The following is a 14,593-nucleotide window of genomic DNA, read 5'->3' on the forward strand; positions in this document are numbered from 1 at the left end:
GCGCCGGCGGGGCCGCAGGCGTGCCGGCGCCGCACCGTGCGCGAGGAACCCGGCCTGGACGGCGTACCGGACGGGGGACACCACATGCTGGCCCTGGTCGGAGACGTGGACGGCCGCCGGATCCTGGACGCCGGCTGCGGCTCGGGCCCGCTGTCCGCCGCACTGCGCGACCGCGGTGCCGTCGTCACCGGCATCGACGCCAGCGCCGGGATGCCGGCACTGGCCAGGCGGCGGCTCGGGGACGACGTGGGCCTGCACCTGGTCGACCTGCGCGACCCCCTGCCGTTCGCCGACGGCGCGTTCGACGACGTGGTCGCGTCGCTGGTGCTGCACTACCTGGAGGACTGGGGGCCGACGCTGGCCGAGCTGCGGCGTGTCTCGGGCCCGGCGGCCGGCTGATCGCGTCGGTGGACCACCCGATCGTGGCCTACACGATCCAGGACCCCCGGCCCGACTACTTCGCGACCACCAGCTACGGCTTCGACTGGACGTTCGACGGGCAGTCCGCCCCGATGAGGTTCTGGCGCAGGCCGCTGCACGCGATGACCGACGCCTTCACCACCGCCGGCTTCCGCCTCGCCGTCATCAGCGAGCCGCAGCCCGACCCGGCCGCCCGTGAACTGTCCCCCGACGGCTTCCACGACCTCGCGACCGGACCCAACTTCCTGTTCTTCGTCCTCGAGGTACCGCCGTCCTCGTGAGACGGCGTGGGGCGTGCCACCGATCGTCGTCGACGAGCCGCCTCACAGCCGCCGGAGCCGCAGCACACCGGTCAGCCCTGGCGATCTCGGGTCCCGCGACCGCCAGGTCGAACCAGTGCAGGGCGTTGCCCGCCGGCACGGCATCGGCGGAAGCGTCCGGCAGCGGTATCGCCTCGGCACCGCCGGCCAGGGCACGGACAGCCGGCAGCGAGCGGCGCAGCTCGGTCGGCATCGCCGGATCGGGCCCGACCCTTCCGTGAGGCGGAAGCCGTATTGCGCCCTCGTGAGGCCCTTCCCGACGATGCCACCACCGCAGACAGACGGGAGCCGCAACGATGCCGCACATCACCGCCTTCGCCAGGAACCAGTGGTACGTCGCCGCCTACGGCCACGAGGTCGGGCGCGAGGGGCTGCTCGGCCGGACGGTGCTCGGTGAGCCGCTCGTCCTCTACCGGACGCGGGAGGAGGGGACGCCCGTCGCGCTGCACGACCGTTGTGTGCACCGGCGCTACCCGCTCTCCGAGAGCCGTCGGGACGGGGACCGGATCGTGTGCGGCTACCACGGCTTCACCTACGACACGACGGGGACGTGCGTGTACGTGCCGGGGCAGAAACGCGTGCCGCGTACCGCCCGTGTCGCCTCCTACCCGGTAGTCGAGCAGGACTCCCTGGTGTGGGTGTGGATCGGCGACCCGGCGCTGGCCGACCCGGGGGCGATCCCGCGCGCCCGGCATCTCGACTCGCCCGGCTGGACCACCGTCCGCGGCATGGAGCCGATCGACGCCGACCACGGGCTGCTCGTGGACAACCTGCTGGACCTGTCCCACGAGACGTATCTGCACGGCGGCTACATCGGCACCCCCGAGGTCGCGGAGACGCCGATCACCACCGAGGTGGACGAGGGGGCGGGGATCGTACGGGTGAGCCGGCGCATGGAGGACGCCGAGTGCCCGCCGTTCTACGCCCGTTCGACCGGCATCGAGGGCCGGATCACGCGCTGGCAGGACATCGAGTACCACGCGCCCTGTCTGTACCTGCTGCACAGCCGGATCGCCCCGGTGGGTGTCCTGCCGGAGGCCGACGGCGGCGACCCGGGCGGCTTCCACACCGAGATCACGTACGCGATCACCCCGTCGTCCGACGGCACGGTGTACGACTTCTGGATGGTCTCGCGGGACTGGGCGACGGACGACGCCGAGGTCACCGAGTTCCTGCGCGCCAACAACCACACGGTCGTCATGCAGGACGTCGACGCGCTCAACCTCCTTCAGCGCACGCTCGGTTCGGAACGCGCCGGCTACCAGGAGCTGAGCATCAACATCGACACCGGTGGTCTGGCCGCCCGCCGTATCCTCGCCCGCCTCGTGGAGGAGGGCGAGAAGCCGGTGGAGGCCGCCCGGTGAGCGGTGCCACCGGTGAGGTCTACCGCGTCGACTGGCTGCCGGGCACCGACGTCCTGCACGGCACCTGCCACTGCGGGGCCGAGCACACCGCCGAGGACCCGGTGGAGATGTGGCGGTGGATGCTCGCCCACCCCGAGGGCCACGAGCCGCGAGGAAAGGCCTCATGACCGCGTACGACACCGTGTGCGAAGCCGAACTCGTCGTCGCCGGCGCGGTGCCGGCGGCCGACGGTGTCCGCGCGCTCACCCTGCGCCGGCCGTCGGGCGGACCGCTGCCGGCCTGGGAGCCGGGCGCCCACGTCGACCTGCTGCTCGGGCCCGGGCTGGAGCGTCAGTTCTCCCTGTGCGGCGATCCGGCCGACCGGTCCGTGTGGCGGATCGCGGTCCTGCGGGAGCCCTCGGGGCGGGGCGGATCCGCGTATGTGCACGAGCACATGGCGCCGGGCGACCTGGTGCGGGTCCGCGGCCCGCGCAACCGCTTCGCGCTGCGGCCCGCGCCCGGCTACCGCTTCGTCGCGGGCGGCATCGGCATCACCCCCCTCCTGCCGATGCTCGCGGCGGCCGAGGCGGCCGGCGCCGACTGGCGGCTCCTGTACGGCGGCCGCACGCGCGGTTCCATGGCGTTCACCGCGGAGCTGGCGCGCTACGGCGACCGGGTCACCCTCGCCCCGCAGGACGAGACGGGGCTGCCCGACCTGGACTCCGCGCTGGCCGGGCTGCCCGAGGGCACCCTGGTGTACTGCTGCGGCCCGGGCCCGCTGCTCGACGCGGTCGCCGAGCGGTGTCCGCCCGGCGCGCTGTACACGGAGCGGTTCCGGCCCGAGGAGGGGCGGGGCGGCGGTACGGAGGCCGGCTTCGAGGTCGAACTCGCGCGCAGCGGCCGTACGCTGGCCGTCCCGGCGGGCGTCTCCGTGCTGGACGCCGTCCGGGCCGCCGGGGTGGAGGTGCTGTTCTCCTGCGCCGAGGGGACCTGCGGCACCTGTGAGACCGACGTGCTGGAGGGCACGCCGGAGCACCGGGACAGTGTGCTCACCCCCGCGGAGCGGGAGGCCGGGGAGACGATGATGATCTGCGTGTCCCGGTGCCGGGGGCGCAGGCTCGTCCTGGATCTGTGATCGACAGGTCGGCCTCGATCCGCGCCACCGCCGCCCGCAGTCGCGGCAGCAGGTCCCGGCGGACCGACTCCACCGAGGTACGGCCGGCGTGCACCGCGATGTTCACGCCGGCCACCACCGTGCCGTCCCGGTCCCGCACCGGGGCGGCCACCGAGCGCAGCCCCACCTCCAGTTCCTGGTCGACGAGGGCGTGTCCCTGCCGCCGTACCCGCAGCAGTTCCGCGTGCAGGGCCTCCCGGGTGACGAGGGTGCGCGGGGTGAGCGGGCGCAGCTCCGCGCGGGCGAGGCGGGTGCCGAGCTCCTCGTCGGGGAGGGCGGCCAGCATCACCCGGCCGACGGAGGTGACATGGGCCGGGAAGCGGGTGCCCACCGTGATCGTCGCGGACATGATGCGGCGGGTGGGGACCCGGGCGACGTAGACGACGTCGTCGCCGTCGAGGACGCACAGCGAGGACGACTCCCCCACGTCCGCGGAGAGTTGTTCGAGGTGCGGCAGGCACAGCTGAGGCAGCGTCAGGCCGGCGAGATAGGCGTAGCCGAGTTCCAGCACGCGCGGGGTGAGCCGGAAGAGACGGCCGTCGCAGTGGACGTAGCCGAGGTCGGCGAGGGTGAGCAGCAGACGGCGGGCGGCGGCGCGGGTGAGGCCGCAGGCGCGGGCGACCTCGCTGAGCGTGCGCGCGGGGTGCTCGGCGTCGAAGGAGCGGATGACGGCGAGGCCCCGCTCGAAGGACCTCACGAAGTGCGTTGCGCGGCCAGTGCTGGACAACCCGGCGCCTCCACATTGTCAACGATTTCGTCGGCCAACCCATTGACCCGGTCGAACGCGTGCTTCTACGTTCCCTGCACGCCAGTTGAGCACTACTGTGCGGGGTGCGCACAGCCTGTCGGAACACGTTTGTCTGCACAGGAGGAGCCATGCGTCGTCTGCTCGCCGGTCTCGCGGCCGGCACCTTCCTGCTCGCCACGGCGGCCTGTGGCTCGTCCGACGACTCCGGTCCGTCGGACAAGGGCGCGTCGTCGGGGGGCACCACCACCGTCAAGCTCGGTCTCATTCCCATCGTCGACGTGGCACCCGTCTACCTGGGCGTGCGGAAGGGCTTCTACGAGAAGCAGGGCCTGAAGCTGTCGATCACGACCGCGCAGGGCGGCGCGGCGATCGTGCCGGGCGTCGTCAGCGGCCAGTTCCAGTTCGGCTTCAGCAACATGACCTCCCTCATGGTCGCGCAGTCCAACAACGTGCCTGTGCAGGCCGTCGCCAACGGCATCGCCTCGACCGGCGTGCAGGGCGCCGACTTCGGCGCGATCACGGTGAAGAAGGGCAGCGCGCTGAAGTCCGCGAAGGACCTGGAGGGCAAGAAGGTCGCCATCAACACCCTGAAGAACATCAACGAGACCGCGGTGCGCGCCTCGGTGCTCAACGCGGGCGGCGATCCGGACAAGGTGGAGTTCGTCGAGCTGCCCTTCGACCAGATGCCGGCCGCCCTCGACGGCGGGCGGATCGACGCCGCGATGGTGGTCGAGCCCGCCCTCGCCACCGTCAAGAGCCAGGGCGGCGTGGAGATCGCCTCGCCCCTGGTCGACGTCGCCCCGAACCTCACCGTCGCCATGTACTTCACCTCCACCCAGTACGCGCAGCAGAACCCGGACGTGGTGAAGAAGTTCCAGGCGGCCACGGCCGAGTCCCTCGCCTACGCCGACACCCACCCGGACGAGGTCCGGCAGATCGTCACCACGTACACCAAGATCCCCGCCGCGGTGCTGGAGCAGGTGACCCTGCCGAAGTGGCCCGCCGAGGCGAACCGCTCCTCCATCGAGGCACTGCGGAAACTGGGTGACGACGACGGCCTGTTCACGTCGGGCCCCGACCTGGACGCGCTGCTTCCGTGAGGGGCGGCAACGCCGCACTCGGCGCGGCCGGGCTCGCGGCCTTCCTCGCCCTGGGCGAGGCGGTGCCGCGGCTCGGCCTGGTCAAGGAGGCCTACTTCCCGCCGACGAGCCGGATCCTCGCGGCCCTCGGCGACGAACTCGCCGACGGCGCCTTCTGGACGGCCCTCGGCGACACCCTCACCGGCTGGGCCCTGGGCCTGGCACTCGCGGTCGGCGCGGGCGTCGTCGCCGGGGTGGTGATCTCCGTCGTCCCGTACCTGCGCGAGGGCACGGCGTCGACGATCGAGTTCCTGCGCCCGATCCCCTCCGTCGCCCTGATCCCGCTGGCCGTCCTGCTGTACGGCACCGAACTGCGCTCGGTCCTCCTCCTGGTCGTCTACGCCTCCTTCTGGCAGGTCCTCATCCAGGTCCTGTACGGCGTCCAGGACGTCGACCCGGTCGCCGAGGAGACCGCCCGCTCCTACGGCCTCGGCCCCTGGGCGCGCGTGCGGTACGTGCTGTGGCCGACCGCGCTGCCGTACGTCATGACCGGGGTGCGGCTCGCGGCGGCGGTCGCGCTGATCCTCGCCGTCACCGCCGAACTGGTCATCGGCGCGCCGGGGCTGGGCGCCCGCATCGCGGTCGCCCAGACCTCGCAGGCGGTGCCCGAGATGTACGCGCTGATCGTCGTCGCGGGTCTGCTCGGCCTGCTGATCAACGTCGGGGCGCGGACCGTGGAGCGCCGGGCGCTGGGCTGGCACCAGTCGGTGCGCGGGGAGGTGGCGGTGTGAGACGGCTGCTGCTCCGGCCGGTGCTGGTGCTCGCCCTGCCGGCCGTGCTGGTCGCGGTCTGGTGGGTGGCGTCGGCGAACAGCACGGACGTGTACTGGCCGCCGCTGCGGATCATCCTGGAGACCTTCCCCGACGTGTGGACGGGCGAGCGGCTGCGCGCGGACGTGCTGCCGAGCGTGCTGCGGCTGGCGGGCGGTTACACGCTGGCGGCCGTGGCCGGCGTCGCGCTGGGCACCGTCATCGGCTCCTACCGGCGGGTGCGGGCGGTGTGCGAGCCGGTCCTGGAGTTCCTGCGGGCCGTGCCGCCGCCGGTCCTGGTACCGGTCATCATGCTGTTCGCGGGCATCGGCGACACCATGAAGGTCGTGGTGATAGCGGCCGGCTGTGTGTGGCCGGTCCTGCTCAACACCGTCGAGGGCGTGCGGGCGGTGGACCCGGTGATGGCGGAGACGGCCCGCTCGTACGGCATCACGGGATTCACCGGGCTGCGCGTTGTGGTGCTGCGCTCGGCGAGCCCGCAGATCTTCGCGGGCCTGCGCCAGGCGCTGTCCATCGGGATCATCCTGATGGTCATCAGCGAGATGTTCGCCGCCAGCAACGGCCTCGGCTTCACCATCGTGCAGTTCCAGCGCGGCTTCGCCGTCCCGGACATGTGGACCGGGATCCTGCTGCTCGGCCTGCTCGGCTTCGTCCTGTCGGTCCTCTTCCAGCTGGTCGAGCGGCGGATGCTCGGCTGGTACCACGGTCTGCGCGCCGCCGGTCGGCGCTCCCGGTGACGTCCTCGGACGAGGCCGTCCTCGAACGGTTCGAAAGGGCAGGGCATGCTCGACGTACGCGGCCTGAAGAAGGTCTACGAGGGGTCCGGGCGGCGGGTGGAGGCGGTGCGCGACCTCACCTTCACCGTGGACGACGGTGAACTGGTCTGTCTCGTCGGCCCGTCGGGCTGCGGCAAGACGACCCTGCTGAAGTGCATGGGCGGCCTGATGACGCCGACGTCCGGCGAGGTCTTCCTGGAGGGCCGGAAGGTGACCGGGCCGCCGCCCGGGATGGCGTTCGTGTTCCAGGAGTACGGGCGGAGCCTCTTCCCGTGGATGCGGGTCGGCGAGAACGTCGGACTCCCGCTGAAGCGGAAGGGGCTGGGCAAGGCGCGGCGGCGGGAGCTGGTGGCCGACGCGCTGGAGTCGGTCGGCCTGGCGGACGCCGTCTCCGCGTATCCCTGGCAGTTGTCGGGCGGCATGCAGCAGCGGGTGGCGATCGCGCGGGCGCTCGCCTACGAACCCCGGGTGCTGCTGATGGACGAACCGTTCGCGGCCGTCGACGCCCAGACACGCGCCGACCTGGAGGACCTCGTGCGGGGCCTGTGGCGGGAGCGCGGCATCACGATCCTGTTCGTCACGCACGACATCGACGAGGCCGTCTACCTGGGCGAGCGGGTCGTCGTCCTGTCCGCCTCGCCCACCGTCGTCCAGGAGCAGCTGAAGGTCGATCTGCCGCCGGAGCGCGACCAGTTGCACACCCGCGTCGCCCCGCGCTTCGCCGAGCTGCGCACCCATGTGTACGAGCAGATCCAGGCGGCCAAGCGCGGAACGTCCGGCCGGCCGGCCGAGAAGTCCGGGCCCGGGGCGGAGCCGGTCCCGCAGGACACCGCCCCGGCCGTGCGGCTTGCGAAGGGCGCGGCGGCCGCGGATCCGGTCGCGAAGGGCACGGTTCCGGCGGATCCGGCCGCACAGGGCACGGTTCCGACGGATCCGGCCGCACAGGGCACGGTTCCGGCGGACACTCCTCCGACACCGCACTGAACGGGCCGGCGCACACGCCTTGGACGCCGCGCCGGACCGGCCGCTGGACCGGAGCGCCGTCGGCGACCTGAACGCCGACGGTGCCCGGTCAGACCTCGGGGGCGGGCACCACGCTGAGGTGCCCCGCGCTGCGGCGCGGGCGGCGGCGTGCCCTGCGCGGCGCGGGCGCGGGCGCCTCGCGCAGCACCATCGTCAGCCGCGTGTACCCCAGGTCCTGAAGCGTCCTCGGGGTGTCGGCGACGATGCGGCACTGGGTGGCGCCCCAGCGCGGGTCCGGGTGCAGCAGCGGCCGGACCGCTCCGTCGTGCTCGACGGCCTCCTCGCCGACCGCGCGGATCCAGTGCGGCAGGCCCTGCCGGTAGGCGGCCTCCATGAGCGGGTCCTGCGCGATCTCCCGGCGGATCGCCTGGAGCCCGTGGTCGTGGCCGTGCCGTTCGACGGCCGCCGAGAAGCGGGCCATCATCGGCAGGCACCAGCTGGACTCGTGGTCGCCGAGGACCGACGGCGCGTCGGGGTGGAAGAGCACGAACCGGAGGAAGTTGTCGCCCGGCAGGGCCGTGGGATGCGGGCCCACCTCCCGGAAGAGCGTCCGGAAAGCGGTGTTGGCCAGGACGACGTCCCAGCGGTGGTCCAGGACGACGGACGGGAAGGGGACGGCCTCCAGGTACCCGGCGTAGTCCTGGAGGTAGGCCTGGGCCTCGGAACCGTCGGGGACGGGCCGCGGTACCGACCGCTGCCCACCTGCCTGATACGCCATCGGGAGGTCACCCCTCTTGCCTGTGCCGCCTGCACGCGGCGCCCTGATCCTGGTACCCCGACGCGACGCATGTCAACTATCGTGGCATTCCACGCTCGTTGACGGCTGAAATTGGCCACAGTTGTGGCGAGACCTGGATGAGAGTTCGAAGAACCCGCTACCCTCCGGTCAGTTCACGGCGATCCTGTGATGCCTGTGAAGGGGTCGGAGAGACGTAGGAGACCTGTCGGTGACGGATGGCTTCGAGGTTCCGGGCGCCACGGCGACGGTGCTGCTGTCGGCCGTCGTCGCCCGTGTCACCGCACTCGCCGACCGGCTCGGCGTGGCGTACGCGGAGGTCTTCGACACCGGACGGCTGTCCGTCGCCTCCGGGGTCCCCGAGTCCGTGGTCAAGGCCCTGCTGAGCGGCCGGCCGGCCGGCGAACCGGACGTGCAGGCCCGCTTCCTGCAACGCCTGGACCTGCTGCGCCGCACCCGCCTCAAGCCCAACGGGCGCAAGTACACCCAGCAGGAGATCGCCGACGGCGCCGGCATGTCACGGCAGCAGGCGGGCGCCCTCATCAACGGAGACCGCCGTCCCACGATGGAGCACTGCGACGCCCTCCAGCGCTTCTTCCGCGTCCACGCCGGCTTCCTCACGGCCGAGGACCCCGAGGCGCTCGCGGGCGCCCTCCAGCACGTCGAGCAGGAACTGCTGCAGAAGCTCGCCGCCCGGGAGGCGGCCGCGGCCGCCGAGGATCCGCTGGAGCGGCTGCTGCAGGACCACGGCGTGCGCGGAATAGCCTGGCGGGCCGCACAGCTGCCCACCGACCAGCACCGGGACAAGGTCGCCGAGTGGCTGGACATGCTCCTGGAGAGCGTGAAGCGGCCCGAGTCGTGATGCGGGGGATGACTGTGGGCATCGGCAAGGACATGCGCCGCCTGCGCGACGAGCTGGTCGGGGAGCTCACCCTCCCGGCCCCCGCCGCACCGGCCGACCTGTACACCGCCCTGTGCGACAGCATGAGCAGACGCCGCGGCCGCCCGGTCCACTTCCGTACGGCGGCCTTCCCACCCGGCACCGCCAGCGGGCTGTGGCTCGACATGGCCGACCAGGACCTGGTCGTCATCGAGGAACGCACCGCGCCCGACCACCAGTTGGTGATCCTCGGCCATGAGCTGTGGCACATGAAGGCGGGTCACTGCAGCCACCACGTCGAGGGCGCCGCCGTCGCGGCCCGGCTGCTCCACGACGGCACGGACCTCCAGGCGACGGTCCACAAGGTCGCCGCCCGCACCCGCTTCGACCGGGCCGACGAGCGGGACGCCGAGCGCTTCGGCCTGCTGCTGGCCAGCAAGTGCCGTACGTGGCTGGCGGGTCCGGCGGCGCGCGAGCGGGCCCGGCGGGACCACCTGGCCGGGCGGATCGGGGCGTCGCTGGGCTACCTGGGGCGGCAGGAGCGGGGCGGGGCCTGAGCCGGGCGGCCCGGCGCGCCTCGGGCAGCCGCGACCTCGGCGGGGCGCGTCTCGCGGGCACGCCCCGCGGACCGGTGCCCGGCCCTCAGGTGGCACTGCGGTCGCCCGCCTCCCCCCTCCGACGGCCGCCGGCCTCGTGGGACGGGCCCGCGCCGAACCCTCCCTCGCGCAGCAGGGTGCGCCAGCGGTCTCGGCTCCAGTCGGCCGGAGCGGTGGCACGGGTGAACTCCTCCACTAGGGCGTGGAAACGGGCGGGGTCGGTGTGGAACGGGAAGTGGCCGGCGCCCTCGAAGATCTCCAGCCGGCTGCCCGGCATCGCCTCGTGCGCCCGGTACGCGTGCCGGACCGGCACCACGCTGTCCCGGTCGCCCCACAGCAGCAGGGTCGGCAGACCGGCGGTCAGGTAGGAGCGGTCCAGCATCGTCACCACCTGGCCGCGCCAGTCGACGACCGCGCGCAGGGTCCGGACGAACGCGTTGCGCGAGGTGTCGTCCGGAAGGGCGTCGACGAGGGTGAGCAACTCCGGGGCGTCCCGGCCCAGACCGGTGTCCAGGAGCCTCAGCAGACGGACGGCGAGCCCCACCGGCAGGCGCATCCCGGGCAGCCGCAGCGCGGACAGCGCCAGCGGGGCGCCGGGCAGCGAGACCAGCCGCAGGGCGGGGTTGACCTCCCGGCCCACGCCCCCCGCGCTGACGAGGACGAGGCGTTCGGTGCGCTCCGGGAACTGGTAGGCGAACTGCATGGCCACGCCGCCGCCGAGCGAGTGGCCGACCAGGGTCGCCGAGTCGATGCCGAGGGTGGTGAGCAGATCGCGCAGGCCGTTGGCGTACGCCGCCACCGAGTAGTCGGCGCGCGGCTTGTCGGAGGCGCCGTGGCCGAGCAGGTCGGGGGCGATGACGGTGTGGGTGCGGGCGAGGCCGGGGAGCACGTCGGCCCAGGTCGCCGAGGAGTCCCCGATGCCGTGGATCAGGACGAGCGCCGGACCGTCGCCCGCCATGCGGAAGGCCCGCCGGTAGCCGTGCACGACACGGTGGTGCACGCCCGGCTCACCGTCGCCCACCCGGCGCAGCCGGGTGCCGTGCGCCGGTCGGCGCCTCGGGACGTCGGTCACCGGCCGCCTCCCCTCGCCCTGGCCGCCGGCGGTCGCCGACAGCCCTCCGCTCCAGCGTAGGAGCCGTTTCGCCCGGGGCGTTTCGCCGAGGTTTCGCCTCCGCTAAGCGGGCGAACCGGCGCGGAGCGGGGCCGGATTGTCAGTGGTGGACGGCAAGCTGGGGGGTGCGCCGCCGCACGGGGGCGTACGCGCCGTCAGGGCGCGTGGGAGACGACGCCGACGCGGGGAGAGCCGACCGATGCCCACTGCCGTACTGACCGACCGCGAACGCACCGCCGTCCAGGCCTACCTGCGGCTGCTGCACACCGTCCGGGCCGCCTTCGGTGACGACGGATCCGGCCCGCCGCACGACCGGCTGCCCCCCGTCGTCCCGCCCGCCGTCCTGGCCGAGGCCGAACAGGCGCTTCGGGCCGCGGGGCTGACGGGCAACGAGGAGGAGTTCTTCCGGCTGCTGCACAGTTGGTGCCCGGAGCGGTGAGCGGGTGGGCGCGGACGGCGCCGGGGCCGCGGGCCACCGCCCGGTTCAGGCGTGCGGGACCGTGATCGCGGTCGCCACCAGCCCGCGCCCCACGGCCCAGCGGCCGTCGAAGTGCCCGAGCCGGCGGCCGCCGACCACCGGGCCGGGGACGAGGAGCCGGGCGCGGAAGGTGCCCCGTGCGCCGTCTCCGAGGCCGGCGTCGATGTCGATGTCGGCCTCGGTGAAGTCCAGCCACATGCGGGTGAGGGGGAACCACGCCTTGTAGACGGACTCCTTGGCGCTGAACAGCAACCGGTCCCAGTGCACCTCGGGCCGGTCCGCCGCCAGCCGGCTCAGCCGCTCCGCCTCCGCGGGCAGGGCGACGGCGGCCAGCACGCCCTCGGGCAGCGGCTGGTGCGGCTCGGCGTCGATACCGAGCGAGGCCAGGTCGGCGACGCGCACCAGGGCCGCGGCGCCGTAGCCGTCGCAGTGGGTCATGCTGCCCGCCAGACCGGCCGGCCACCGCGGGGCCCCCCGCTCACCGGGCAGCACGGGCTGCGCGGGCACGCCGAGCTTCTCCATGGCGCGCCGCGCGCAGGAGCGTACGACGGTGAACTCGCGGCGGCGCTTGGCGACGGCCCGCGCCACGACCGCCTCCTCCTCCGGGTACAGCGGCCCGTGGCCGAACTCCGCGACGCCCTCCTCGCCGTGGGCCTCCACGGCGACGACCGTGTCCGGCAGCAGCTCCTCGATCACGCGGCACCGTCCCGGGACGGCAGGACGCGGCGCAGCCGGCCCGGCGGCTGCGGGCGCTTGCGCCACTCGCGGGGATAGCCCACCGACACCTCCTCGAAGCGGACGCCCTCGTGCCAGGTGGTCCGCGGGATGTGCAGATGGCCGTAGACCATGGCCTCGACCCGGAAGCGGCGGTGCCAGTCGGCGGTCAGCCGGGTGCCGCACCACATGGCGAACTCGGGGAACCACAGGACGTCCGTCGGGTGCCGGTCCAGCGGATAGTGGTTGACCAGGACCGTCGGCAGGTCCTCGGGGAGCGCGGCGAGCCGTCGCTCGGTCTCGGCGACCCGCGCCCGGCACCAGTCCTCACGGGTCGGATACGGATCGGGGTGCAGCAGGTACTCGTCGTTGCAGACCACGCCGGTGCCGTGCGCGTAGGCCAGGCCCTCCTCCTTGGTGGCGCAGCCGGGCGGCAGGAACGAGTAGTCGTACAGCAGGAACAGCGGGGCGACCGCCACCGGGCCGCCGGGGCCCTCCCACACCGGGTACGGGTCCTCGGGCGTCGTCACGCCCAGCCCGCGGCAGAGGTCCACCAGGTGTTCGTAGCGGGCCACTCCCCGGAGGGTGACGGTATCCTTGGGGTGGGTCCACAGTTCGTGGTTGCCGGGAGCCCAGACGACCTTGGCGAAGCGGCTCGCGAGGGTCTTGAGCGTCCAGCCGATGTCGGCCACGCTCTCCGAGACGTCCCCGGCCACGAGCAGCCAGTCGTCGTCGGAGTCCGGGACCATGCGCTCGACCAGGGCCCGGTTCTCGGGATACCCGATGTGCAGATCACTGATGGCCAGCAGCTGTCCGGCACCACCGGCCGTCGACACCACGTCCGACCCCCGTCCCTCTCGGGCACGCGCGCCCCCGGCGGACACGCGAACGCCACCACGACAGCACATTCGCGCGCGCGGGACAAGGACGCCCCGGCCGGCGCCCCCGCCCGGCGCGCCCTTACCCGACCCGGCCGCCAACGTGAACATGATCGGAAAATCCGTAACACGCGCGTTGCACGCCGCACCCCCGGGAAGCCGTATGATCGCCCCAACACCTCCGCTTTGAACGCCCCCTCGCACGGGGCGCTTTGGTGTCCCTCCCTCCACCCTGCCCGGGCACGGGCCCGCTCCGCCCTGCCCGCGAACCGTGAAAGGCGGCCCGCATGGTCTCTCGCGTACGCGTCTGGCTCAACCGCACGTACGCGGAGAACGTGTTCTTCATGGATCAGCTGCGACGAAATCCCAGCGATCGGGCCGTCGAGATCCATGCCACGCACGGGGACGCCGACTCCCCCGTCCTGGCCGCCGCCGACACCGCCGACCTGGAGCCGGAGGGCCTGTCCCCGGCCGCGTACGTGGAGTACGCGCTCGACCAGTGCGCGCGCCGCGGCATCGACGTGTTCGTGCCCCGGCTGCACCAGGCGGCGATCGTGGCGCACCGCGCCGACTTCGCGTCGGCCGGTACGGCGCTGCTGGCGCCGACCCCCGAGGCCGTGGCCGTCTTCGAGGACAAGGTGGTCGCCTACGAGGCCGTCCAGGCGATCGGTGTGCCCGTGCCGCCGTGGTGGCGGGTGCGGACCGCCGACGAACTCCTCGCCGCAGTCGAGGAGTTGGAGGCGGCCGGGCACAAGGCGTGCTTCAAGCCCGCGTCCGGCGCGGGCGGGGTCGGCTTCCGTGTGGTCACGCGTGCCCCCTTCTCCCTCATGCACCTCAGCGGCTTCCCGACGCCGTACGTGCAGCTGGATCTGGTCGTCGAGGCGCTCGAACAGGGCGACGAGCCGGTGGACTGGCTGGTCATGCCGCGTCTGGAGCAGCCCGAGGTGTCCGTGGACTGCCTCACCGGTCCCGACAACCTGGTCCGTCTCGCCATCGGCCGCACCAAGAACGGCCGCCGCCGCGGCTTCACCCTCCAGGACCAGTGGCTGGAGCCGGCCCGGCGGATCGCCGAGGGCTTCGGGCTGCACTACCTGTCCAACATCCAGTTCCGGATGTTCGGCGAGCGGCCGGTGCTGATGGACGTCAACACGCGTCCGGCCGGGGGGCTGCACCAGCTCTCCCTCTGCGGGGTCAACGCCCCTTGGGCCGCCGTGCAGCTGGCGCTCGGCGAGGACCCCGGGGAAATCGTGCCGCCGTTCCTGGGGCAGGACTACACGGTGGTGTCGGGCCCGCGCCCGCTGCGGCCGGTGTCGCTCCCGCAGCAGCGGGGCGACGACACGGAGACGCTGCTGCCGACGGTGCCCGCACCGGTCGGCGCCGTCGAGGACCGGACCCCGGCGTCAGCGGCGTCCGCGGCCTCCGCGACGGCGGAGGCCCTGCCGCTCTGAGGTCACCCGGCCGAGGTCACCCGGCCGACTCGCGCAACA

Annotated in this window: 15 protein-coding genes and 2 pseudogenes; 12 read left to right on the plus strand and 5 right to left on the minus strand. The window is 73.3% G+C overall.

Annotation, left to right across the window (positions count from 1 at the left end; translation table 11 throughout):
- Nucleotides 1-84 precede the first annotated feature (84 nt).
- From ACFV9M_RS15490 to ACFV9M_RS15505, 4 genes and pseudogenes are all read left to right on the plus strand, one after another.
- Nucleotides 85-701: pseudogene (locus ACFV9M_RS15490) on the plus strand (class I SAM-dependent methyltransferase); the annotation flags it as partial.
- 335 nt (nucleotides 702-1,036) lie between these two features.
- Nucleotides 1,037-2,104 (plus strand): Rieske 2Fe-2S domain-containing protein, encoded by a 1,068-nt coding sequence (locus ACFV9M_RS15495; RefSeq protein ID WP_385073881.1) that lies wholly within the window; start codon nucleotides 1,037-1,039, stop codon nucleotides 2,102-2,104.
- Nucleotides 2,101-2,271 carry a hypothetical protein gene (locus tag ACFV9M_RS15500; protein ID WP_385073878.1) on the plus strand — a complete coding sequence of 57 codons (171 nt, stop codon included), beginning with the start codon at nucleotides 2,101-2,103 and terminating at the stop codon, nucleotides 2,269-2,271. Before ACFV9M_RS15495 ends, ACFV9M_RS15500 begins: the two co-directional genes overlap by 4 nt.
- A complete protein-coding gene (locus tag ACFV9M_RS15505) occupies nucleotides 2,268-3,218 on the plus strand; it encodes a PDR/VanB family oxidoreductase (protein WP_385073876.1) in 951 nt (316 codons plus the stop codon). The genes ACFV9M_RS15500 and ACFV9M_RS15505 overlap by 4 nt, the downstream gene beginning before the upstream one ends.
- Here ACFV9M_RS15505 and ACFV9M_RS15510 read toward each other — a convergent pair.
- On the minus strand, nucleotides 3,133-3,984 hold the full coding sequence (locus ACFV9M_RS15510; protein WP_385073873.1) for an IclR family transcriptional regulator C-terminal domain-containing protein: 852 nt from the start codon (nucleotides 3,982-3,984) through the stop codon (nucleotides 3,133-3,135). The genes ACFV9M_RS15505 and ACFV9M_RS15510 overlap by 86 nt on opposite strands.
- Nucleotides 3,985-4,133: 149 nt before the next feature.
- Between ACFV9M_RS15510 and ACFV9M_RS15515 the strand changes: the two genes are divergently transcribed.
- From ACFV9M_RS15515 to ACFV9M_RS15530, 4 genes and pseudogenes are all read left to right on the plus strand, one after another.
- Entirely contained in the window at nucleotides 4,134-5,105 is a 972-nt protein-coding gene (locus ACFV9M_RS15515) for an ABC transporter substrate-binding protein (protein WP_385073870.1), read from the plus strand.
- Nucleotides 5,102-5,875 carry an ABC transporter permease gene (locus tag ACFV9M_RS15520; RefSeq protein ID WP_385073868.1) on the plus strand — a complete coding sequence of 258 codons (774 nt, stop codon included), beginning with the start codon at nucleotides 5,102-5,104 and terminating at the stop codon, nucleotides 5,873-5,875. The genes ACFV9M_RS15515 and ACFV9M_RS15520 overlap by 4 nt, the downstream gene beginning before the upstream one ends.
- On the plus strand, nucleotides 5,872-6,651 hold the full coding sequence (locus ACFV9M_RS15525; RefSeq protein WP_385073865.1) for an ABC transporter permease: 780 nt from the start codon (nucleotides 5,872-5,874) through the stop codon (nucleotides 6,649-6,651). The genes ACFV9M_RS15520 and ACFV9M_RS15525 overlap by 4 nt, the downstream gene beginning before the upstream one ends.
- A 45-nt stretch (nucleotides 6,652-6,696) precedes the next feature.
- A pseudogene (locus ACFV9M_RS15530) lies at nucleotides 6,697-7,497 on the plus strand (ABC transporter ATP-binding protein); the annotation flags it as partial.
- A gap of 265 nt (nucleotides 7,498-7,762) precedes the next feature.
- Here the strand turns inward: ACFV9M_RS15530 and ACFV9M_RS15535 are convergent.
- The gene (locus ACFV9M_RS15535; protein WP_385073862.1) at nucleotides 7,763-8,431 is read right to left on the minus strand and encodes a hypothetical protein; all 669 of its coding nucleotides are present in this window, start codon (nucleotides 8,429-8,431) and stop codon (nucleotides 7,763-7,765) included.
- A 229-nt stretch (nucleotides 8,432-8,660) separates the two neighbouring features.
- Between ACFV9M_RS15535 and ACFV9M_RS15540 the strand changes: the two genes are divergently transcribed.
- A complete protein-coding gene (locus ACFV9M_RS15540; protein WP_385073860.1) occupies nucleotides 8,661-9,311 on the plus strand; it encodes a helix-turn-helix domain-containing protein in 651 nt (216 codons plus the stop codon).
- A 32-nt stretch (nucleotides 9,312-9,343) separates the two neighbouring features.
- On the plus strand, nucleotides 9,344-9,886 hold the full coding sequence (locus ACFV9M_RS15545; RefSeq protein WP_385073927.1) for a toxin-antitoxin system, toxin component: 543 nt from the start codon (nucleotides 9,344-9,346) through the stop codon (nucleotides 9,884-9,886).
- 85 nt (nucleotides 9,887-9,971) lie between these two features.
- Here ACFV9M_RS15545 and ACFV9M_RS15550 read toward each other — a convergent pair whose 3' ends face one another.
- Nucleotides 9,972-10,997 (minus strand): alpha/beta fold hydrolase, encoded by a 1,026-nt coding sequence (locus tag ACFV9M_RS15550; RefSeq protein WP_385073857.1) that lies wholly within the window; start codon nucleotides 10,995-10,997, stop codon nucleotides 9,972-9,974.
- Between the two features lie 238 nt (nucleotides 10,998-11,235).
- On the opposite strand from ACFV9M_RS15550, the gene ACFV9M_RS15555 reads away from it, so the two are divergent.
- Complete coding sequence (locus tag ACFV9M_RS15555) at nucleotides 11,236-11,475, plus strand: hypothetical protein (protein WP_385073854.1); 240 nt, start codon at nucleotides 11,236-11,238, stop codon at nucleotides 11,473-11,475.
- Nucleotides 11,476-11,520: 45 nt separating this feature from the next.
- Here ACFV9M_RS15555 and ACFV9M_RS15560 read toward each other — a convergent pair whose 3' ends face one another.
- Both ACFV9M_RS15560 and ACFV9M_RS15565 read right to left on the minus strand, forming a co-directional pair.
- Entirely contained in the window at nucleotides 11,521-12,210 is a 690-nt protein-coding gene (locus tag ACFV9M_RS15560) for a 4'-phosphopantetheinyl transferase (protein WP_385073852.1), read from the minus strand.
- Nucleotides 12,207-13,067 carry a metallophosphoesterase family protein gene (locus tag ACFV9M_RS15565; RefSeq protein ID WP_385073849.1) on the minus strand — a complete coding sequence of 287 codons (861 nt, stop codon included), beginning with the start codon at nucleotides 13,065-13,067 and terminating at the stop codon, nucleotides 12,207-12,209. Before ACFV9M_RS15565 ends, ACFV9M_RS15560 begins: the two co-directional genes overlap by 4 nt.
- 326 nt (nucleotides 13,068-13,393) lie before the next feature.
- Between ACFV9M_RS15565 and ACFV9M_RS15570 the strand changes: the two genes are divergently transcribed.
- On the plus strand, nucleotides 13,394-14,554 hold the full coding sequence (locus tag ACFV9M_RS15570; RefSeq protein ID WP_385073846.1) for an ATP-grasp domain-containing protein: 1,161 nt from the start codon (nucleotides 13,394-13,396) through the stop codon (nucleotides 14,552-14,554).
- The last annotated feature ends 39 nt before the right edge of the window (nucleotides 14,555-14,593 follow it).

Origin of the sequence: Streptomyces sp. NPDC059895, from assembly GCF_042731035.1 — a bacterium.
Taxonomy (GTDB): domain Bacteria; phylum Actinomycetota; class Actinomycetes; order Streptomycetales; family Streptomycetaceae; genus Streptomyces.

Bases quoted from the DNA above. Each gene is read 5' to 3' on its own strand.
- ACFV9M_RS15495 (WP_385073881.1), top strand. From the start codon at position 1,037: ATGCCGCACATCACCGCCTTCGCCAGGAACCAGTGGTACGTCGCCGCC.
- ACFV9M_RS15505 (WP_385073876.1), top strand. From the start codon at position 2,268: ATGACCGCGTACGACACCGTGTGCGAAGCCGAACTCGTCGTCGCCGGC.
- ACFV9M_RS15515 (WP_385073870.1), top strand. From the start codon at position 4,134: ATGCGTCGTCTGCTCGCCGGTCTCGCGGCCGGCACCTTCCTGCTCGCC.
- ACFV9M_RS15535 (WP_385073862.1), bottom strand. From the start codon at position 8,431: ATGGCGTATCAGGCAGGTGGGCAGCGGTCGGTACCGCGGCCCGTCCCC.
- ACFV9M_RS15545 (WP_385073927.1), top strand. From the start codon at position 9,344: ATGCGCCGCCTGCGCGACGAGCTGGTCGGGGAGCTCACCCTCCCGGCC.
- ACFV9M_RS15555 (WP_385073854.1), top strand. From the start codon at position 11,236: ATGCCCACTGCCGTACTGACCGACCGCGAACGCACCGCCGTCCAGGCC.
- ACFV9M_RS15570 (WP_385073846.1), top strand. From the start codon at position 13,394: ATGGTCTCTCGCGTACGCGTCTGGCTCAACCGCACGTACGCGGAGAAC.